The 16,216-nt window shown below is 69.8% G+C and carries 22 protein-coding genes; 9 read left to right on the top strand and 13 right to left on the bottom strand.

The annotated features are described in order from the left end of the window. Positions 1-54: 54 nt before the first annotated feature. Positions 55-381, top strand: coding sequence for a DUF3467 domain-containing protein (locus ACSJDX_RS03415; RefSeq protein WP_438354181.1), 327 nt, complete (start codon positions 55-57; stop codon positions 379-381). Between the two features lie 151 nt (positions 382-532). Here ACSJDX_RS03415 and upp read toward each other — a convergent pair whose 3' ends face one another. Next, the gene (gene upp, locus ACSJDX_RS03410; protein WP_438354180.1) at positions 533-1,165 is read right to left on the bottom strand and encodes a uracil phosphoribosyltransferase; all 633 of its coding nucleotides are present in this window, start codon (positions 1,163-1,165) and stop codon (positions 533-535) included. 92 nt (positions 1,166-1,257) lie between these two features. Here upp and ACSJDX_RS03405 point away from each other — a divergent pair, with 92 nt between their 5' ends. Continuing rightward, positions 1,258-1,689 carry a nucleoside deaminase gene (locus tag ACSJDX_RS03405; RefSeq protein WP_438354924.1) on the top strand — a complete coding sequence of 144 codons (432 nt, stop codon included), beginning with the start codon at positions 1,258-1,260 and terminating at the stop codon, positions 1,687-1,689. Between the two features lie 21 nt (positions 1,690-1,710). Here the strand turns inward: ACSJDX_RS03405 and ACSJDX_RS03400 are convergent, their stop codons facing one another. From ACSJDX_RS03400 to ACSJDX_RS03390, 3 genes are read right to left on the bottom strand one after another with little or no spacing between them, the layout of a single operon-like run. Further along, entirely contained in the window at positions 1,711-2,631 is a 921-nt protein-coding gene (locus tag ACSJDX_RS03400) for an LLM class F420-dependent oxidoreductase (protein WP_438354179.1), read from the bottom strand. 4 nt (positions 2,632-2,635) lie between these two features. Beyond that, complete coding sequence (locus ACSJDX_RS03395) at positions 2,636-3,562, bottom strand: cation diffusion facilitator family transporter (RefSeq protein WP_438354178.1); 927 nt, start codon at positions 3,560-3,562, stop codon at positions 2,636-2,638. A 40-nt stretch (positions 3,563-3,602) separates the two neighbouring features. Continuing rightward, the gene (locus ACSJDX_RS03390) at positions 3,603-4,715 is read right to left on the bottom strand and encodes an alpha/beta fold hydrolase (RefSeq protein ID WP_438354177.1); all 1,113 of its coding nucleotides are present in this window, start codon (positions 4,713-4,715) and stop codon (positions 3,603-3,605) included. A 143-nt stretch (positions 4,716-4,858) separates the two neighbouring features. Here ACSJDX_RS03390 and proC point away from each other — a divergent pair, with 143 nt between their 5' ends. After that, positions 4,859-5,701: a pyrroline-5-carboxylate reductase gene (gene proC, locus ACSJDX_RS03385; protein ID WP_438354176.1), complete on the top strand. Its 843-nt coding sequence runs from the start codon at positions 4,859-4,861 to the stop codon at positions 5,699-5,701. Positions 5,702-5,722: 21 nt separating this feature from the next. On the opposite strand, the gene ACSJDX_RS03380 is transcribed toward proC, so the two are convergent. From ACSJDX_RS03380 to ACSJDX_RS03370, 3 genes are read right to left on the bottom strand one after another with little or no spacing between them, the layout of a single operon-like run. Continuing rightward, the gene (locus tag ACSJDX_RS03380; RefSeq protein ID WP_438354175.1) at positions 5,723-6,121 is read right to left on the bottom strand and encodes a nuclear transport factor 2 family protein; all 399 of its coding nucleotides are present in this window, start codon (positions 6,119-6,121) and stop codon (positions 5,723-5,725) included. Between the two features lie 32 nt (positions 6,122-6,153). After that, positions 6,154-6,825 (bottom strand): potassium channel family protein, encoded by a 672-nt coding sequence (locus tag ACSJDX_RS03375; RefSeq protein WP_438354174.1) that lies wholly within the window; start codon positions 6,823-6,825, stop codon positions 6,154-6,156. Next, positions 6,818-8,260, bottom strand: coding sequence for a TrkH family potassium uptake protein (locus ACSJDX_RS03370; protein WP_438354173.1), 1,443 nt, complete (start codon positions 8,258-8,260; stop codon positions 6,818-6,820). The genes ACSJDX_RS03375 and ACSJDX_RS03370 overlap by 8 nt, the downstream gene beginning before the upstream one ends. Before the next feature lie 68 nt (positions 8,261-8,328). Between ACSJDX_RS03370 and ACSJDX_RS03365 the strand changes: the two genes are divergently transcribed. From ACSJDX_RS03365 to ACSJDX_RS03340, 6 genes are all read left to right on the top strand, one after another. After that, on the top strand, positions 8,329-8,739 hold the full coding sequence (locus ACSJDX_RS03365) for an ArsR/SmtB family transcription factor (protein WP_438354172.1): 411 nt from the start codon (positions 8,329-8,331) through the stop codon (positions 8,737-8,739). A gap of 118 nt (positions 8,740-8,857) precedes the next feature. Next, positions 8,858-9,049 (top strand): helix-turn-helix domain-containing protein, encoded by a 192-nt coding sequence (locus ACSJDX_RS03360; RefSeq protein ID WP_438354171.1) that lies wholly within the window; start codon positions 8,858-8,860, stop codon positions 9,047-9,049. Between the two features lie 83 nt (positions 9,050-9,132). Next, positions 9,133-9,231, top strand: coding sequence for a 30S ribosomal protein bS22 (locus ACSJDX_RS03355; protein ID WP_003792170.1), 99 nt, complete (start codon positions 9,133-9,135; stop codon positions 9,229-9,231). Between the two features lie 84 nt (positions 9,232-9,315). After that, positions 9,316-9,609 carry a rhodanese-like domain-containing protein gene (locus ACSJDX_RS03350; protein WP_438354170.1) on the top strand — a complete coding sequence of 98 codons (294 nt, stop codon included), beginning with the start codon at positions 9,316-9,318 and terminating at the stop codon, positions 9,607-9,609. A gap of 53 nt (positions 9,610-9,662) precedes the next feature. Next, positions 9,663-9,974 (top strand): glutaredoxin family protein, encoded by a 312-nt coding sequence (locus ACSJDX_RS03345; RefSeq protein ID WP_438354169.1) that lies wholly within the window; start codon positions 9,663-9,665, stop codon positions 9,972-9,974. Further along, the gene (locus tag ACSJDX_RS03340) at positions 9,971-10,273 is read left to right on the top strand and encodes a Dabb family protein (RefSeq protein ID WP_438354168.1); all 303 of its coding nucleotides are present in this window, start codon (positions 9,971-9,973) and stop codon (positions 10,271-10,273) included. The genes ACSJDX_RS03345 and ACSJDX_RS03340 overlap by 4 nt, the downstream gene beginning before the upstream one ends. 74 nt (positions 10,274-10,347) lie before the next feature. On the opposite strand, the gene ACSJDX_RS03335 is transcribed toward ACSJDX_RS03340, so the two are convergent. The 6 genes from ACSJDX_RS03335 to aspS form a co-directional block, all read right to left on the bottom strand. Beyond that, complete coding sequence (locus ACSJDX_RS03335) at positions 10,348-10,530, bottom strand: YegP family protein (protein WP_438354167.1); 183 nt, start codon at positions 10,528-10,530, stop codon at positions 10,348-10,350. Positions 10,531-10,626: 96 nt separating this feature from the next. Beyond that, positions 10,627-11,733: an ABC transporter ATP-binding protein gene (locus ACSJDX_RS03330; RefSeq protein WP_438354166.1), complete on the bottom strand. Its 1,107-nt coding sequence runs from the start codon at positions 11,731-11,733 to the stop codon at positions 10,627-10,629. Then, a complete protein-coding gene (locus ACSJDX_RS03325) occupies positions 11,730-12,527 on the bottom strand; it encodes an ABC transporter permease (protein WP_438354165.1) in 798 nt (265 codons plus the stop codon). The genes ACSJDX_RS03330 and ACSJDX_RS03325 overlap by 4 nt, the downstream gene beginning before the upstream one ends. Continuing rightward, complete coding sequence (locus tag ACSJDX_RS03320; RefSeq protein WP_438354164.1) at positions 12,524-13,423, bottom strand: ABC transporter permease; 900 nt, start codon at positions 13,421-13,423, stop codon at positions 12,524-12,526. The genes ACSJDX_RS03325 and ACSJDX_RS03320 overlap by 4 nt, the downstream gene beginning before the upstream one ends. A 38-nt stretch (positions 13,424-13,461) precedes the next feature. Next, positions 13,462-14,604 (bottom strand): ABC transporter substrate-binding protein, encoded by a 1,143-nt coding sequence (locus ACSJDX_RS03315; protein WP_438354163.1) that lies wholly within the window; start codon positions 14,602-14,604, stop codon positions 13,462-13,464. 223 nt (positions 14,605-14,827) lie between these two features. Further along, complete coding sequence (aspS, locus tag ACSJDX_RS03310) at positions 14,828-16,168, bottom strand: aspartate--tRNA(Asn) ligase (protein WP_438354162.1); 1,341 nt, start codon at positions 16,166-16,168, stop codon at positions 14,828-14,830. Between the last annotated feature and the right edge of the window lie 48 nt (positions 16,169-16,216).

The following is a 16,216-nucleotide window of genomic DNA, read 5'->3' as shown; positions in this document are numbered from 1 at the left end:
CGGAACCTTCCGAGAGGCGCGCGGCATAGACTTGCGGCCGACGAGGGGAGCCCCATGGCCGACGATGCCCAGCGGCAGTTCGAGATCGATCTGCCTCCGGAGCTGATCGGCGGTGCCTACGCCGATTTCGCCAACGTGTGGCATACGCCGACGGTCTTCGTGATGGACTTCGTGACGCTGGCCCAGCCGCCGCGTGAGGAGGTCGATCCGGCCACCGGCGAGCACCGCACGGTCGTCCCGGCGCGGGTGGTCAGCCGCATCCGCATCCCCCCGGAGCAGGTGTTCGAGCTGGCCAAGGCGCTCACCCAGCAGCTGGAGTTCTGGGAGCAGGAGACCGGTCGTCGTCCGCCGGAGGAGCCGCTGCTCGAGCCGGACGCCTGACCCGCGAGGGGCTCTTCGGCCGCCGTGTCAACCCCATGGGGCCCATTCGCCCGATCGACGTAACCTGAGCGGGCGCTTCAGGCGCAGGTCGCGGCATCCGCTCGGCGAGGGGCGGATGCCGCGCCGTTCCGTCCGTCCCGATCGATCGGGGTCAGACGGTGCCGTAGAGGCGGTCGCCGGCGTCGCCGAGACCGGGGACGATGTAGCCCTTCTCGTTCAGGCGCTCGTCGAGGGCGCCCAGCACGAGCGTGACGTCGCGGCCCTCCACCTGCTTCTCGATCGCGGCCACGCCCTCGGGGGCGCCGAGGATGCAGATCGCCGTCACGTCGCGCGCGCCGCGCTGGAAAAGGAACTCCATCGCCGCCCCGAGCGATCCGCCGGTGGCGAGCATCGGGTCGAGGACGAAGCACTGCCGGTCGCTGAGGTCTTCGGGAAGGCGCTCGGCGTACGTCGTCGGCTCGAGCGTCTCCTCGTTGCGCGCCATGCCGAGGAACCCGACCTCCGCACTGGGCAGCAGCTTCACCATGCCGTCGAGCATCCCCAGACCGGCGCGGAGGATCGGCACGACCAGCGGGCGCGGATCGGCGATGCGCACGCCCGTCGTCGTGGTCACCGGCGTCTGGATCTCCACGGGGGTGACCGCCACGTGTCGCGTCGCCTCGTAGGCGAGCAGCGTCACGAGCTCCTCGGTGAGCTGACGGAACACCGGCGACGGTGTGCGCTCGTCGCGCAGCACGGTCAGCTTGTGGGTGATGAGCGGGTGATCGGCGACGTGGACACGCATGCTCTCAGGCTACTGGGCGCAGGCAGGGCGCACAGCGGGAGCAGTACCGTGGGCGTGTGAGCCTGCCCGCCCCCGACACCGATGACGCCCTCATGGTGCGTGCGCTCGCTCTCGCGGCGGCGGCGGCCGCGGAGGGCGACATCCCGGTGGGGGCGGTGGTGACGGATGCCTCGGGCGCGGTGATCGGCGAGGGGCGCAACCTCCGCGAGGTCACCTCCGACCCCACGGCGCACGCGGAGGTCGTCGCCCTACGGGCGGCCGCGGCATCCGTCGGCTCCTGGAACCTCGCCGGCTGCACGCTCGTCGTCACCCTCGAGCCGTGCCTGATGTGCGCGGGGGCGCTGCTGCAGGCCCGCATCTCGCGGCTGGTGCTCGGCGCCTGGGACGAGAAGGCCGGCGCGACCGGATCGATGTACGACGTCGTGCGCGACCGGAGGCTGCCCGTGCGGGCCGAGGTGGTCGGCGGTGTCCGCGCGGCCGAGTCGGAGGCGCTGCTGCGCGCCTTCTTCGCCGACCGGCGCTGAGGGCGACGGGCCCGCTCGCCGTCAGCCCGGGAGCACGCCGCGGGCGAGCTCGTCGACCTGGTCGAGATCGTCCAGGTCGAGCAGCTGGAAGTAGACCCGCCGCGCGCCCAGCGCCCGAAGCCGATCGACTCTCGCCGCGATGTCGTGGGGGGACCCCACGAAGCTCGCGCCGGTACGGAACTCGTCCACGTCTCGGCCGATGGCGTCCGCGCGACGCTGCAGCTCGCCCCCCGTGCGACCGACGAGCGTCGGCAGGACGACCGAGAGCTTGAGGGTGGCGGGATCGCGGCCGATCCGCTCGCACGCGGCGCGCACGCCGTCGAAGCGCTCGGCGATCAGCTCGTCGGTGCGGAAGCCCACGTTGAACTCGGTGGCATACCGTGCCGCGAGCTCGGGGGTCCGCCGCGGTCCGGCGCCCCCGATGATGAGCGGGATGCGCGCCTGCACGGGCTTGGGAAGGGCCGGCGAGCCCTCGATCCGGTAGTGCTCGCCGGCGAAGTCGAACGTCTCCCCGGCGGGGGTCGCCCACAGCCCGGTCACGATCGCGAGCTGCTCCTCGAAACGGTCGAACCGCTTCGCCGGGAACGGGATGCCGTGCGCCCGGTGCTCCTCCTCGTACCAGCCCGTGCCCAGGCCGAACTCGACGCGCCCGCCCGACATCGCGTCGACCTGGGCGACCTGGATCGCGAGGATCGCCGGCACCCGATGGGTGGCGGAGGAGACGAGGGTGCCCAGGCGGATGCGGGAGGTCTCCCGGGCGAGTCCGGCGAGCGTCGTCCAGGCATCCGTCGGTCCCGCACCGGGGTCGCCCGGCCCGATGCGCATGTAGTGGTCGGAGCGGAAGAACCCGTCGAACCCGCCGCGCTCGACCGCCCGTGCGAACGCGAGCTGGTCGTCGTACGTGGCACCCTGCTGGGGCTCGGTCAGGACGCAGTACTCCACGGCCTCAGTCCACCACGACGGAGCGGACGACGTCCGGTTCGAGGTAGATGACACGCGCCGCGGGGACGGCCTCGCGGATACGCGCCTCGACGACGTCGATATCGGCGGATGCCTGGGTAAGCGTCCGGTCGGTGGGCATGCCGATCTTCGCCGCGACGAGCAGCTCATCGGGTCCGAGATACAGGGTCTTGAGGTGGATGAGCTTCTCGACCTCGGGCCCGGACTCGATGGCCGTCACGATCCGGTCGTGGTCGGCATCCGTCGCCCCCTCGCCGACGAGGAGGCTCTTCGTCTCGATGCCCAGCACGATGGCCACCACGATCAGCAGGGCGCCGATGAAGAGGGTGCCGAGGGCGTCGAAGACCGAGTTGCCGGTGAGGGCCGTCAGCCCCACGCCGAGGAGAGCGAACACGAGACCCGTGAGCGCGGCGACGTCCTCGAGGAGTACGACCGGAAGCTCCGGCGCCTTCGCGCGGCGGACGAACGACACCCACGACTGGCCCTTCTCGCGGATGTGGTTGCTCTCGACGATCGCCGTGCGCAGCGAGAACGACTCCAGCCCGATCGCGATGACGAGGACGACGATCGGGATCCACACGTTCTCGAGCTCGTGCGGGTGCGTGAGCTTGTCGACGCCCTCGTAGATCGAGAACAGACCGCCCACCGAGAAGAGGATGATCGCGACGACGAAGGCGTAGACGTAGCGTTCGCGGCCGTGCCCGAACGGATGCTCGCGGTCGGCCGCCTTGCGGGACTGCCGACCGCCGAGAAGGAGCAGCAGCTGATTGCCGGAGTCGGCGACCGAGTGGATCGCCTCGGCCAGCATCGACGCGGATCCCGACAGGAACCAGGCGACGAACTTGGCCAGGGCGATGCCCATGTTGGCCGAGAATGCGGCGATGATCGCCCTGTTGCCGCCCGAAGCGCTCATGCGCCCGAGTCTAGGGGCGGGAGGGCGGAGCGGACGCGGGTCAGTCGGCGGAGCGGAGGATGATCGCCTCGGTCGGCGGGGCGGGGTCGACGGGCGTGCCGAGGTAGCCGATCGCGGCGAGCAGAGCCTGACGGAACTCGGCGGGGCGCTCCAGGTGCGGCGCGTGGCCGACGCCTTCGAGCTCGACCTCGGTCACCGAGCCGCCGGCCGCGCGGTAGGCGTCCAGTACGTCGCGGGTCTGCGACACCATCTCCTGCGCGGGTGCCACGTCGGCGCCGGGCCAGCCGGGCACGACGCCGAGCTGCCCGAGGTAGTTGAGGTCGAAGAACGAGGTGTCCGACACGATCGCGTCCGCCGTGCCGTGGATCCACAGGATCGGGGGCTTCGGCGACAGCTGCACGATCGCCGACACGTCGAAATGCTTCGGCGACATGGTGTTGAGCACGCCGATCGTCCCCGCCGCGAAGCCCGGCCAGTTGTCGCTCGCCACGCCGTCGCCGGGATAGTTGCCCTCGGCGGTCGAGGTGGTCAGCATCGACTCGACCCAGAGGTCCTCGTTCTCGCCGGCGTATCCGCCCGACACGTAGCCCGACCGGAACACGCTGCGCGGCGACGTCTGCGCCTCGTCGGTGGTGTCGCGGTCGGTCAGCCGCTGCACGAAGTCGGGGTTCGCGCCGCCGCCGCCGGTGCCCGCGTCATCGTCGGTGAGGCGGGAGCCGTCGCGACGCGTGCCGCCGAAGCCGTAGGGCGAGACCGGCGCCTGCAGGGTGAGGCTCAGCACCGGGTGGTCGAGTGCGTACTGCATCACCACGCCGCCGCCCATCGACCACCCGACCAGATGCGCTGCGGGGATCCCGAGCGACTCGAGGGTGGCGAACAGGTCATCGCTGAAGTCGCGCACGCCGCGGGTGGCGTCGATCGGCGCGTTCTCGGTGCTCCCGAAGCCGCGCAGGTCGACGGCGATCACGCGCACGTCGGAGGGGAGATCCTGCATGATCTCCTGCCAGAACAGCGACGACGAGACGTTGCCGTGCACCAGCACGACCGTGCGCTCGGCGGGCGTGGCCGGGTCGTCGCCCGCCCGTTCGAGGATGCCGACGCTCAGCCGGCGGGTGTCGATGGTGCGGCTGGTGATGCCGTCGAGCAGGGTCATGTCGTGTCGTTTCCGTTCCGCGGTGCGAGGCCGTTCGGGTCCGTCCGGTCCGACTCTAACGCGCGCCCCTTCGGGGCGCACTCAGGTTCACGCGACCTCCTCGTCGCGGCATCCGGAGAGGGTCGGGACCGTAGGATCGGGGCATGAGCGACGCATCCGAAACCCTCCCGCCGATCGCGATCCTGGGCGCGGGCTCGATGGGCGGAGCAGTCCTCCGGGGGGTGGTGCGCTCCGGTCTGTCGTCGACGGTGACGGTGACCAATCGCACCGCCGGGAAGGCGGCCGAGCTCGCCGATCTTCCGGGCGTCACGAGCGTCGCGCTGGCGACCGATCCCGTCGGGAACACGGATGCCGCGGCATCCGCCGACCTCGTCCTGATCGGGGTGAAGCCGGCCATGGTGCCGGATCTGCTGCGCGAGATCGCGCCCGTACTGCGTCCGGGGACGATCGTGGTCAGCCTCGCGGCGGGTGTCACGATCGCGACGTTCGCGTCGATCCTCGGCGACGACGTGTCGGTGCTGCGTTCGATGCCGAACACCCCGGCGCTCGTGGGCAGGGCCGTGACCGGGCTCGCCGCCGGCCCGACCGTGACGGTCGGCGATCTCGCCACGGTGCGACGCCTGTTCGAGACCGTCGGCGCGGTCGTGGAGGTGCCCGAGTCGCAGATCGACGCGCTCTCGACGATCTCGGGCTCCGGCCCCGCCTACGTCTTCCTGCTGATCGAGGAGCTCACGAAGGCGGCCGTAGGGAAGGGCTTCGCCGAGACCGAGGCGCGGCTCATGGCCGAGCAGACCTTCATCGGCGCCGCCGCCCTCCTCGACGCGTCGGGGGAGGATCCCGCCGAGCTGCGCCGCCGCGTGACGAGCCCGAAGGGCACCACCGAGAAGGCGATCGAGGTGCTGCAGGCGGCCCGGCTCGACACGGTGTTCGCCGAGGCCACGGATGCTGCGCTCGCCCGCGCGAAGGAGCTCGCCGCCGGCGCGTGAGCGGCGATGGTGAGCGCCGGGTCAGGCGGTCGCTGTCGCCGGCTGCGTCATGTACCACTCGGTGAACGACCGTGCACGGCCGTCGGGGGAGAGGTCGAGCACCCACAGATTGCTGTAGGTGCGCCCCTCGCCGCGCGACCCCGGCGCGTACGCCGTGACACCCTGCACGAAGGCGCGGTCACCGTCGACGCCGACGACGTGCCACTCGAACGCGTAGGTGCCCGGCTCATCGCGCCCGTCGAGCCACGCCGCGACGATCGCATCGGCCCCGTGCACCGGCTCGTCCCAGGGGTGGTAGCGGTACTCGGCGTCGGGCGCGAACAGGGCGCGGATGTCGGCCTCGTCGTTGGACGCCCACGCGGTCAGGTAGCCGTCGACCCACGCTCGGGCTGCGGCATCCGTCATCTCTCGATCCGTCATGGTCCCAGCCTGCCCGGCACCGCCGACACGCACTACCGGTCGAGTGCCGCGAACCGCTCGATGTCGACGTTCGTGCCCGAGACGATGATGAGGTCGTGGTTCGTGACCACGGTGTTCGCCTCGGCGTAGCGGAACGGCTTGCCGGGGCTCTTCACGCCCACGACGGTGACGTTGTACTTCGTGCGCACGCCCGACTCGTTCAGCCCGACGCCGCGGATGAACTTCGGCGGGTACATCTTGGCGAGCACGAAGTCGTCGTCGAAGCGTATGAAGTCCAGCATCCGTCCGCTGACCAGGTGCGCGACGCGCTCGCCGGCTTCGCGCTCGGGGTAGATCACATGGTTGGCGCCGACGCGGGCGAGGATCTTGCCGTGCGACTGCGACACCGCCTTCGCCCAGATCTGCGGCACCTTGAGGTCGACGAGGTTGGCGGTGATGAGCACGGAGGCCTCGATCGACGAGCCGACCGCCACGACCGCCACCTGGAAGTCCTGCGCCCCGATCTGGGTGAGTGCATCGACGTTGCGCGCATCCGCCTGCACCGCGTGGGTGACGCGCTCGGACCACTTCTGCACGAGGTCGAGGTTGTCGTCGATGGCGAGCACGTCGCGGTCGAGGCGGTCGAGCTCACCGGCGCAGGCCGCCCCGAAACGGCCGAGGCCGATCACCAGGACGGGGGCGTCGCCGCGGATCTGCTCACCCAACGATCGGCCTTTCCACCGGCAGCGAGTACAGCTGCGAACGGGATGTCGCGGCCACCGCCGCGGCGAGAGTCACTGTACCAACGCGCCCCATGAACATCGTCAGCACCATGACGTAGATCGCCGGGTCGGGAAGCTGCTCGGTGAGCCCGGTGGACAGGCCCACGGTCGCGAACGCCGAGATGACGTCGAAGAGCACCTTCTCGAGGGGAGCGTGGGTGATCTGGGCGATCGTGATGGTCGAGAGGGCGACGATGGTCGCGCCCCACGCCACGACCGAGAGCGCGACGCGCTGCACATCGGAGGGGATGCGGCGCCCGAACGCCTCGACCGACTGACGGCCCTTCGCCTCGGAGAACACAGCCAGTGCGAGCACCGCGAGCGTCGTGACCTTGATTCCGCCGGCGGTCGACGCGGAGCCCCCGCCGACGAACATGAGCATGGATGCCGCGACCATCGAGGATCCGTGCAGATCGCCCATCGGCACTACCGAGAAGCCCCCAGAACGAGTCATGGCGGACAGGAAGAACGACTGGAAGGTGGTGTCCCAGCCGTCCATCGAGCCGAACGTCCGCGGGTTCCCCACCTCGAGGATCAGGAAGACGGCCGCCCCGGCGAAGAACAGCACGATCGTGGTGATGAGGGTGAGCTTGGTGTGCAGCGACCAATAGCGCACGTGCCACTTGTGGCGGGCGAGGGTGAAGATCACCGGGAACCCGATCGAGCCGAGGAACACGCCGATCATCAGCACGGTGAGCAGGAAGTAGTCGTCGGCGAACGGGACGAGCCCGTTGGCGTTGGGCACGAATCCGGTGTTCGTGAACGACATCGCGGCGTAGTACGGCGCCTCCCACAGGGCGGCGATGGGGTCGATGCCGGCCGCCACCAGCGCGGGGTACAGCAGCACCGTGAGGCCCGCCTCGATCACGAGGGTCGACAGGGCGACGGTGGCCAGCAGCTGTCCGACCTCACCGAGGCGCACCGTCTGACCTTCGTTGACCGGACCGCCGTGCGCGCGCATCGGGTTGGAGTCGCCCGCGGCGATGAGCTTGGCACGCAGACCGAGCCGCTTGGAGATCACCAGACCGAGGATCGACGCGAGGGTCAGCACGCCGAGAGCGCCGACGTTCACGCCGACGTAGGTGAACACGTGCCCGATCGGCGACCAGTGCGTGTACATGTTGACCGTCGACAGGCCCGTGACGCAGATGGTCGACACGGCGGTGAACAGCGCATCCGCGAAAGGGGTGACCTGGCCGTCGGCCGAGGCGATCGGCAGGGAGTACAGCCCGGTGAAGACCATGATCAGGATCACGAAGATCCCGACGGCGAAACGGGCCGGCGACGCGGTGGTGAAGTCGCGGAGCACATCCCATGCGGAGGCGAGGCGCTCGCGCAGCGACAGGTGCAGGCGGCGGCTCCCGGGGCCGAGCGTCATGCGTCCGCCCCTTTCGATCCGGAACCCTCGTCATGGTACTCCGCGGGTGGCGCGGCTAATCTGATCTCATGGCGGACATCTTCGACGTGATCGCAGACGGCACGCGCCGCGACATCCTGCGGCTGCTGCTGGACCGATCCGCCGCAGGAGACCGCGGCACCAGCGTCTCCCACATCGTGCAGGAGCTGGGCATCAGCCAGCCCACCGTCTCGAAGCACCTCAAGGTGCTGCGCGACTCCGAGCTCGTCTCGGTGCGCGAGGAGGGCCAGCACCGCTACTACAGCCTGTCCGCCGCTCCACTGGATGCCGTCGACGACTGGCTGGTCCCGTTCCTGATCGACGAGTCGGAGGACGCTGCGGCATCCGCCTCCCCGGGTCTTCCCGACTCGGCCGCGCACGCCGCAGAGGTGGTCGGGCGCGCAGCGGCGTCGGCGAAGTACGTGGTCACCACCGCGCTGAAGAAGCTCCCGGGTCGCTGATCGGTCGGGCGCCGGCGAATACCCGCCATTCACACAGGTCACACGGGTTTACACACGTACGATCCTGACCCTAGAGTGTGCTCACAGCATTCTGGGGAAAAGTGCGAAAGGGATCGCCATGGCTGACTTGCCTGACGTCCGCTTCCTGACCGTGGCCGAAGTCGCGGATCTGATGCGGGTATCGAAGATGACCGTCTACCGGCTGGTGCACGCTGGGGAGCTGCCCGCCGTCCGCTTCGGGCGGAGCTACCGCGTGCCGGAGTCGGCCGTGACCGCCGCACTGCAACGACCTGCGGCCGACGTCGGCTAGACTGATCCGAGGCATTTTTTCCGGATGCCCGTTCCCGGGTGCAGGCGATCCTGCGTCCAGACCCCGATCTAGTGAGGTTTTCCGTGGGTTCAGTCATCAAGAAGCGCCGCAAGCGCATGGCGAAGAAGAAGCACCGCAAGCTGCTTCGCAAGACTCGCCACCAGCGCCGCAACAAGAAGTAAGCGGCCAGACCACACCGAGCGCCTGTCCACCCGGACGGGCGCTTCGTGTATCGGTCCGCCGTCATCGGACACCCGGAGGATGTCATGAAGTCGATCACCGTCCAGCAGCTCCACGAGCGCGTCGACGTGCCGCTCATCGATGTGCGCGAGGTCGACGAGTTCGCCGCCGGCCACGTGCCCGGGGCGGTGAACCTGCCCATGTCGAGCATCGGCGATCACCTCGACGAGCTGCCCGACGGGGCCTTCGACGTGATCTGCCAGGTGGGCGGCCGCTCGGCGCGCGTCGTGCAGGCGCTCGAGGCGCGCGGCCACGATGCTACGAACGTCGAGGGCGGCACGGGCGGATGGATCGAGGCGGGCTTCCCCGTCGAGCGCTGATCCCGCCCGTCATCAGGGCGGAACCGCCATCGGGCGGCCCCTAGGATGAGGGTGTGACCACGCTCACCCTCATCGGCAAGCCCGAGTGCCATCTGTGCGACGTGGCCGAAGAGATCGTCCACTCCGTCGTCGCCGGCCTTCCCGAAGGTCGTGCCGACGGGGTCGTCATCGAGACCCTGTCGATCCTCGACGATCCCGCGCTCTACGAGGCGTGGTGGGAGAAGGTCCCCGTCGTGCTGATCGACGGCGACCTGCACGCGCACTGGCGTCTGTCCGCCGATCGCCTGCGCGAAGCCCTGCTGACCGCCGACCCGGAAGGCGCGGCCGCCGGCGCGCGCGACCACACGAAGGAAGTCTCCGCGTGACCATCCGCCACATCGTCCTGTGGAAGCTCGCCGCCGAGGATGCCGACACCCGCGCGCTGCACGCCGAGCAGATCGCCGAGCGGCTGCTCACCCTCCCGGCGCAGATCGCCGAGGTGCGTCGCATGGAGGTCGGCCCGAACGTCGCGTACCCGCAGAAGAACTGGGATGTCGCACTCGTCGCCGACTTCGACGACGTCGAGGGGCTGGACGCCTACCAGGTGCACCCCGCCCACCAGGAGGTCGGCGAGTTCATCCGGTCGGTCGTCTCCGAGCGCGCTGCGGTCGACTTCCCGGCCTGACCCCGCGGCATCCGTCGTCACGGGCCGCGCACGCGTCTGAGCCCGGGCGCCGCGCACCCGGGCTCAGACGGATGTCACTTCTCGATCTCGACGATCTCCGCGCCGGGCGCGTTGTTCTTGATCGAGTCGATGCCGTTGAGCGCGCTCGCCTTGGAGGCGTAGCCCTGGCTCGTCGCGATGACCTGACCGTTGCCGGCCTTCAGGTTGAAGCGCCAGTCGCCGCCCTTGTCGGTCCAGAGTTCGAACTTGCCGGCCATGGAGACCTCCCGTTGCGAGGATGACGACCGGCTCCGCCGATCGGTACGGATGCGTACGGAGCACACGCTAGCGCCCGCACCGATCCGGCGGAAGAGTCAGGATCGGGAACGGACGGCGACGGGAACGGGATCGATCGCGAGGCGGACGCGGTCGTCGAACTCGACCCGCTCGGAGGCGGCGTGCTGCACGCGCACGAGGGTGTCGTCGGCGGTGCGCACCAGGGTGCGGCGGAAGCTGCCGAGGAAGGTGCTCTCCTGCACGACGCCATCGACGCCGGGGGCGTCGGCGGCGATCAGGCGCACGTTCTCGGGGCGCAGGAACACGTCCACCGGTCCGTCCTCGGCGGGGGTCTGCAGCGGCAGAGCCGTGCCCCATACCGTCAGGGCGCCGCCCGCGACCGTGCCCGGCGCGATGCTCGAGACACCCACGAACGCGGCCACCTCGGCCGTCGCGGGACGCAGGTACAGGTCCTCCGGCGAGCCGATCTGCTCGATGCGGCCGGCGTTCATCACGGCGATGCGATCGGAGACGGCGAGCGCCTCCTCCTGGTCGTGCGTCACGAACACGGTCGTGATGCCCAGGCGCAGCTGGATGCGGCGGATCTCGTCGCGCAGCTGCACGCGCACCTTGGCGTCGAGCGCCGACAGCGGCTCATCCAGCAGCAGCACGCGGGGCTCGGTGACCAGGGCGCGGGCGAGCGCGACGCGCTGCTGCTGGCCTCCGGAGAGCTGGTGCGGGAAGCGGTCGGCGAGATGACCGAGGCCCACGAGCTCCAGGGCGTCCATCGAGCGTCTCGCGGCCGGCGCCTTCGCCTCGCCGCGGCGACGCAGCCCGAACGCGACGTTGTCCACCACGCGCAGGTGCGGGAAGAGCGAGTAGGACTGGAAGACCATGCCGATGTCGCGCTTGTTGGTGGGCACCCGCGAGACGTCGCTGCCGCCGAGGTACACCGCACCGTCGGTCGCCGTCTCCAGCCCGGCGAGCACGCGCAGGGCCGTCGTCTTGCCGCAGCCGGACGGACCGAGCAGAGACACGAACTCGCCGGGGGCGATGTCGAGGTCGACTCCGTGCAGCACACGCGTGGCGCCGTAGTCCTTCACGATGCCGCGGAACTCGACGCGGGTGCCGTCGCCGGCCTCGGCCAGCAGCAGGTTGTCGGAGGTGCGCGGCAGGGCGCGCGCGGGGGTGTCGGCAGTGGTCACGAGGAGGTCCTTCCGGAACGGGCACGCCCGGCGCGTCCGATGATGAGCAGCAGCACGAACGCGAACGCCAGTGCCAGCAGGGTGAACATCGCCGAGGCGTACGGGTCGATCTTGTTGACCACGACGAGCGCGGTCTGCAGCACCTGACGGTTGAGCAGCGATGCGATCGTGAACTCGCCGAGCACGACGGCGACGGAGATGAGGGATGCCGCCAGCAGACCCTGACGCAGGTTCGGCGCGAGCACCCGCACGATCACGGTGAACCAGCCGGCGCCCAGCGAGCGGGCGGCCTCCGACAGGGTGCGGATGTCGATCGCGTCGATCGAGGCCTGGATGGAGCGGTAGGCGAACGGGAGCACCGTGACGCCGTATGCGAAGGCGAGCGTCCACGCGCCGGTGCCGAGGCTGCGGCCGATCTGCAGGTAGATGGGCGCGAGGCCGACCACGAGCACGATGGCGGGGATCGAGATCGGCAGCAGCACGAGGAACTCGAACCCGCGGCGCAGCTTCGGGAACCGCAGGGCGACGAGGATCATCGTGGGGGTCAGCAGCAGGAGGACGATCGCGACGGTCACCACCGCGAGGATCAGCGAGTTGCCCAGGCCGGTCCAGATCGGCGCGTACAGGCTCGCCTTCTTCGGGTCGAACAGGCTCGCCCAGTGATCCACGGTGTACCCGCCGCCGGACTGGCTGAACGTGAACAGCAGCGTCGCCGCCATCGGGATGGCGAAGAACAGCCCGACAACGATGCCGATGATCCAGCGCGTGGCGGCGCGCGGCGCGAGGCCGTTCATGCCTGCCACCGCGCGGCACGGCGCTGGATGAGCGAGTAGACCCACATCACGACGGCGACCACGACGATCATGCCGAACGCGAGCGCGCCGGCGAGGTTCTCGCGACCCAGCACGGTCTCGCTGGTGAGGGCGGTGCGGATCTGGAGCGGCACGATCTGCGAGCCCTGGCTGGCCAGCGCCGCCGCTGTCGCGTACGACGAGAACGAGTTGGCGAACAGCAGCAGGAAGCTCGCGAGGAACGAGGGCGCCAGCACGGGCAGGCCGATGTAGCGCCAGAACCCCCCGGCGGTGCCGCCGAGGGTGAGGTTCGCCTCGGCCCACTGGGGCTTCAGGGCCTTGAGGGCGGGGGTGAAGGTGATGACCATGAGGGGGATCTGGAAGTAGATGTAGGGGAGGATGAGGCCCGGAAGCGCGTAGATCCACGCGCCGTCGGCGTACAGATCGAACCCGACGGAGTTCTTGAGCCACACGGTGATGACCGCGTTGGTGCCGATGGTCGCGATCCAGGCGAAGGCGAGCATGACGCCGCCGAACTGCGCGAAGACGCCGGACGCGGCATCCACGAATGTCCGGACGCCACCCGTCTCGGACAGGCCCATCAGCGCCCAGCAGAAGAGCGCGCCCACGACGGCGCCGATGGCGGCGGTGAGCAGGGACACCCACGTGGAGTTCCAGAAGGTGTTCAGGATCACCGGGTCGCCGAGCGCGGCGAAGTTGGCGAGCGTGAAGTGGCCGGCCTTGTCGAACAGTCCCGACGCGACCGACAGGACCGTCGGCAGGGCGAGGAACAGCAGGATGTAGGCGGAGAAGGGGACGAGGCCGAGCCAGGCCCAACCCGGCCGGGCGGAGCCCCGCCGGGCCGGAGCGCTGGGCTCCGGCGCGGCGGGACTCGTCACCCGGTCCAGATCAGGACCGGGCAGGGGAGGTGCAGAGGTCACTGGACCGCCGCAGCCCAGGACTGGCCGAGGAGCGTGCCGGCGGCCTTGCTCTGGGCCTCGGTGGGCACCACGGTGGTCTTCGGCGCGGTGGGCAGCTTCGCGGCGAGCGCGGCGTCGATCGTGCCGGCCGTGGTCATGGCGTCCATGCGCACGGGGCGGGCGCCGCCGGCGAGCCACATGTTCTGCGCCTCGTTGCTGTAGAGGAACTCCTGCCACAGACGGGCGGCGGCGGGGTGCGTCGCGTCCTTGTTGATGGCCTGGTTGTAGTAGCCGGCGTAGCCCGTGCCCGGGAACACGACGACCTTCCAGTTGGGGTTGTCCTTCGAGTGCGTGGCGTTGAGGTAGTCCCAGTCGAACACGACGGGGGTCTCGCCGCTGGCGATCGTGGCGGTGGTGACGTCGAGCTTCAGCAGGTTGCCGGCCTTGTTCATCTGCGAGAAGAAGTCGATGCCGGGCTGGAAGCTGTCCAGAGTGCCACCGGACTGCACCGTCGACATGCCGACCGCGGCGAACGCGGCTCCGGCCTGGGTCGGGTCGCCGTTGAGCGCGACGGCGCCCTTGTAGGCGCTGCCGAGCAGGTCGCTCAGCTTGGCGGGTGCCGGGAACTTCGACGAGTCGTACCCGATCGACATGTATCCGCCGTAGTCGCCGACGAACAGGCCGGTCGGCTCCTTGAGGGCGTCGGGGATCTCGCTCCAGGTCTGCACCTTGTAGGCGGCGAACTGCGCGGTGTTCTGCAGGGCGACGGTCAGACCCAGGTCGAACACGTCAGGGGCGGTGTCGAGACCGGCGTTGGTGGTGGCGGCCTTGATCTCCTCGGCCGACGAGACGTCGGGCGACTGCTCGTCGACCGTGATCTCGGGGTACTTGGCCTTGAAGGCGTCGAGGATGGCGCCGTAGTTGGCCCAGTCGCGCGGGAGGGCGATGACGTTCAGCTTGCCCTCGGCCTTGGCCGCGGCCTCGAGGTCGGCGAGCGTGCCGAAGTCGGAGAGGCTCGTGGCGGTGGCGGCGTTGACGCCGCCGGCGCTGTTGGATGCGCCGGCCGTGCCACCGGCGCAGCCGGTGAGTGCGAGCACCGAGCTCGCGAGCAGGGCGGCACCGATCCCGCCGAAGCGGAGGAGGCGTGCGGTACGGGTCATGATGTGCTGGTTCCTCTCGGGGTGGTCGCTGAGCGCGGAAAGCGATCGGCGATCGGGACGAGAGGCAACATAGGGACAGCGGATGAAGCGTTACCGCGCGTGCGGTGAACACCCGGTTTCCAACAGCTCAGGGGGCGATGAGACGTGACGTGCTATAGACCTCCCGCCCGGGCCCTCCGACGAGGGTCGGGGTGCGCAGCGCCGGGGCCCTCGGAAGCAGGGGTCAGGGCGCGAGGCGCGTGGGCCCCCGGAAGAGGAAGGTGACTTCACGGATGCTGCTCTCGCCCAGCAGCAGCATGAGCACGCGCGCGAGACCCATGCCGAAGCCGCCGTGCGGCGGGGCGCCGTACTTGAAGAAGTCGAAGTAGAACTCGAGATGCTCGGGCTCGAGGCCCTTCTCCGCGGCCTGCTTCTCGAGGACCTCGACGCGGTGCTCACGCTGTGCGCCGGTGGTGATCTCGACACCCTTGAAGAGCAGGTCGTAGCTCTTGGTGAGCCCGGTCTCCTCGTCGCGCATGTGGTAGAACGCGCGGATCTCCGGGTGGTAGTCGGTGATGAACACGAACTCGTGTCCGTAGGTCTCCAGGGCGTGGGCGGAGATCTGACGCTCGCCCTCCGGGTCGAGGTCGCCGTCGGTGCGGGGGATGTCGTAGCCGCGGGCCTTCACGATCTCCCGCGCCTCGGCCAGCGGGATGCGCGGGAAGGGGATCGCCGGAACCTGCACCTCGAGGCCGAACAGCTCTTCGATCTCGGCGCCGTGCTTGTCCTTGACGGCCTGGATCGCGAACTGCAGGAGCTCCTCCTGCATGCGCGCGACGTCTTCGTGGGAGTCGATCCAGCTGATCTCCGCATCGATCGACGTGAACTCCGTCGCGTGACGGGAGGTGAACGACGGGTCGGCGCGGTAGACGTCGCCGATCTCGAAGATCTTGCCGAAGCCGGCGACCTGCGCCATCTGCTTGAAGAACTGCGGCGACTGGGCGAGGTAGGCGGTCTTGTCCTCGAAGTAGGGCACCTCGAACAGCTCGGCGTTCGACTCCGATGCGCTCGCCATGAGCTTGGGGGAGTGCACCTCGATGTAGTCGCGCTCGATCCAGTAGGTGCGCATGGCGTGCTCGAGAGTGGTCTGCACGCGGAAGATGAGGTTGTTGCGGCGCTGGCGCAGGTCGAGGAAGCGCCAGTCCATCCGCTTGTCGAGCCCGCTGTCGGCGGCGATCGGCGTCTCGGCGAGCGCGGCCGCGGCGATGTCCAGCGCACGGATCTTGATCTCCACGCCGCCGAGCTTCACGCGCTCGTCGGCCTTGAGGTCGCCGGTCACCGTGAGGAACGTCCCCGTGGCCAGGCCCGAGATCGTGTCGGTGAGGGCGAGGGCCGCGGCATCCTGCTCCGACCCGTCTTCCGCGGGGCGCGTCGCCGGGTTGACCAGCTGCACGGCGCCGGTCTCATCGCGCAGGATGACGAACTGCACCTTCTTCTGATCGCGGACGGTCTCGACCCACCCGGACACCGAGACGGGGCCGTCGGGAAGGGACTTCAGCTGGTTGACCAGGGTGCGCTCACTCACGAGGGGACAGTCTACGTGGGCGGATGCCGCGGCCTTCGGCGGCAGGGG

The sequence above is a fragment of the Microbacterium fluminis genome (genome assembly GCF_051549805.1).
Lineage (GTDB): Bacteria > Actinomycetota > Actinomycetes > Actinomycetales > Microbacteriaceae > Microbacterium.
Note: the sequence above shows the minus strand (reverse complement) of the source record. Positions and strands in the feature narration are given on the sequence as shown.

Coding starts and splice junctions, on each gene's coding strand:
- ACSJDX_RS03415 (WP_438354181.1), top strand. CDS start 55: ATGGCCGACGATGCCCAGCGGCAGTTCGAGATCGATCTGCCTCCGGAG.
- upp (WP_438354180.1), bottom strand. CDS start 1,165: ATGCGTGTCCACGTCGCCGATCACCCGCTCATCACCCACAAGCTGACC.
- ACSJDX_RS03405 (WP_438354924.1), top strand. CDS start 1,258: ATGGTGCGTGCGCTCGCTCTCGCGGCGGCGGCGGCCGCGGAGGGCGAC.
- ACSJDX_RS03395 (WP_438354178.1), bottom strand. CDS start 3,562: ATGAGCGCTTCGGGCGGCAACAGGGCGATCATCGCCGCATTCTCGGCC.
- ACSJDX_RS03390 (WP_438354177.1), bottom strand. CDS start 4,715: ATGACCCTGCTCGACGGCATCACCAGCCGCACCATCGACACCCGCCGG.
- proC (WP_438354176.1), top strand. CDS start 4,859: ATGAGCGACGCATCCGAAACCCTCCCGCCGATCGCGATCCTGGGCGCG.
- ACSJDX_RS03380 (WP_438354175.1), bottom strand. CDS start 6,121: ATGACGGATCGAGAGATGACGGATGCCGCAGCCCGAGCGTGGGTCGAC.
- ACSJDX_RS03370 (WP_438354173.1), bottom strand. CDS start 8,260: ATGACGCTCGGCCCCGGGAGCCGCCGCCTGCACCTGTCGCTGCGCGAG.
- ACSJDX_RS03365 (WP_438354172.1), top strand. CDS start 8,329: ATGGCGGACATCTTCGACGTGATCGCAGACGGCACGCGCCGCGACATC.
- ACSJDX_RS03360 (WP_438354171.1), top strand. CDS start 8,858: ATGGCTGACTTGCCTGACGTCCGCTTCCTGACCGTGGCCGAAGTCGCG.
- ACSJDX_RS03350 (WP_438354170.1), top strand. CDS start 9,316: ATGAAGTCGATCACCGTCCAGCAGCTCCACGAGCGCGTCGACGTGCCG.
- ACSJDX_RS03335 (WP_438354167.1), bottom strand. CDS start 10,530: ATGGCCGGCAAGTTCGAACTCTGGACCGACAAGGGCGGCGACTGGCGC.
- ACSJDX_RS03325 (WP_438354165.1), bottom strand. CDS start 12,527: ATGAACGGCCTCGCGCCGCGCGCCGCCACGCGCTGGATCATCGGCATC.
- ACSJDX_RS03315 (WP_438354163.1), bottom strand. CDS start 14,604: ATGACCCGTACCGCACGCCTCCTCCGCTTCGGCGGGATCGGTGCCGCC.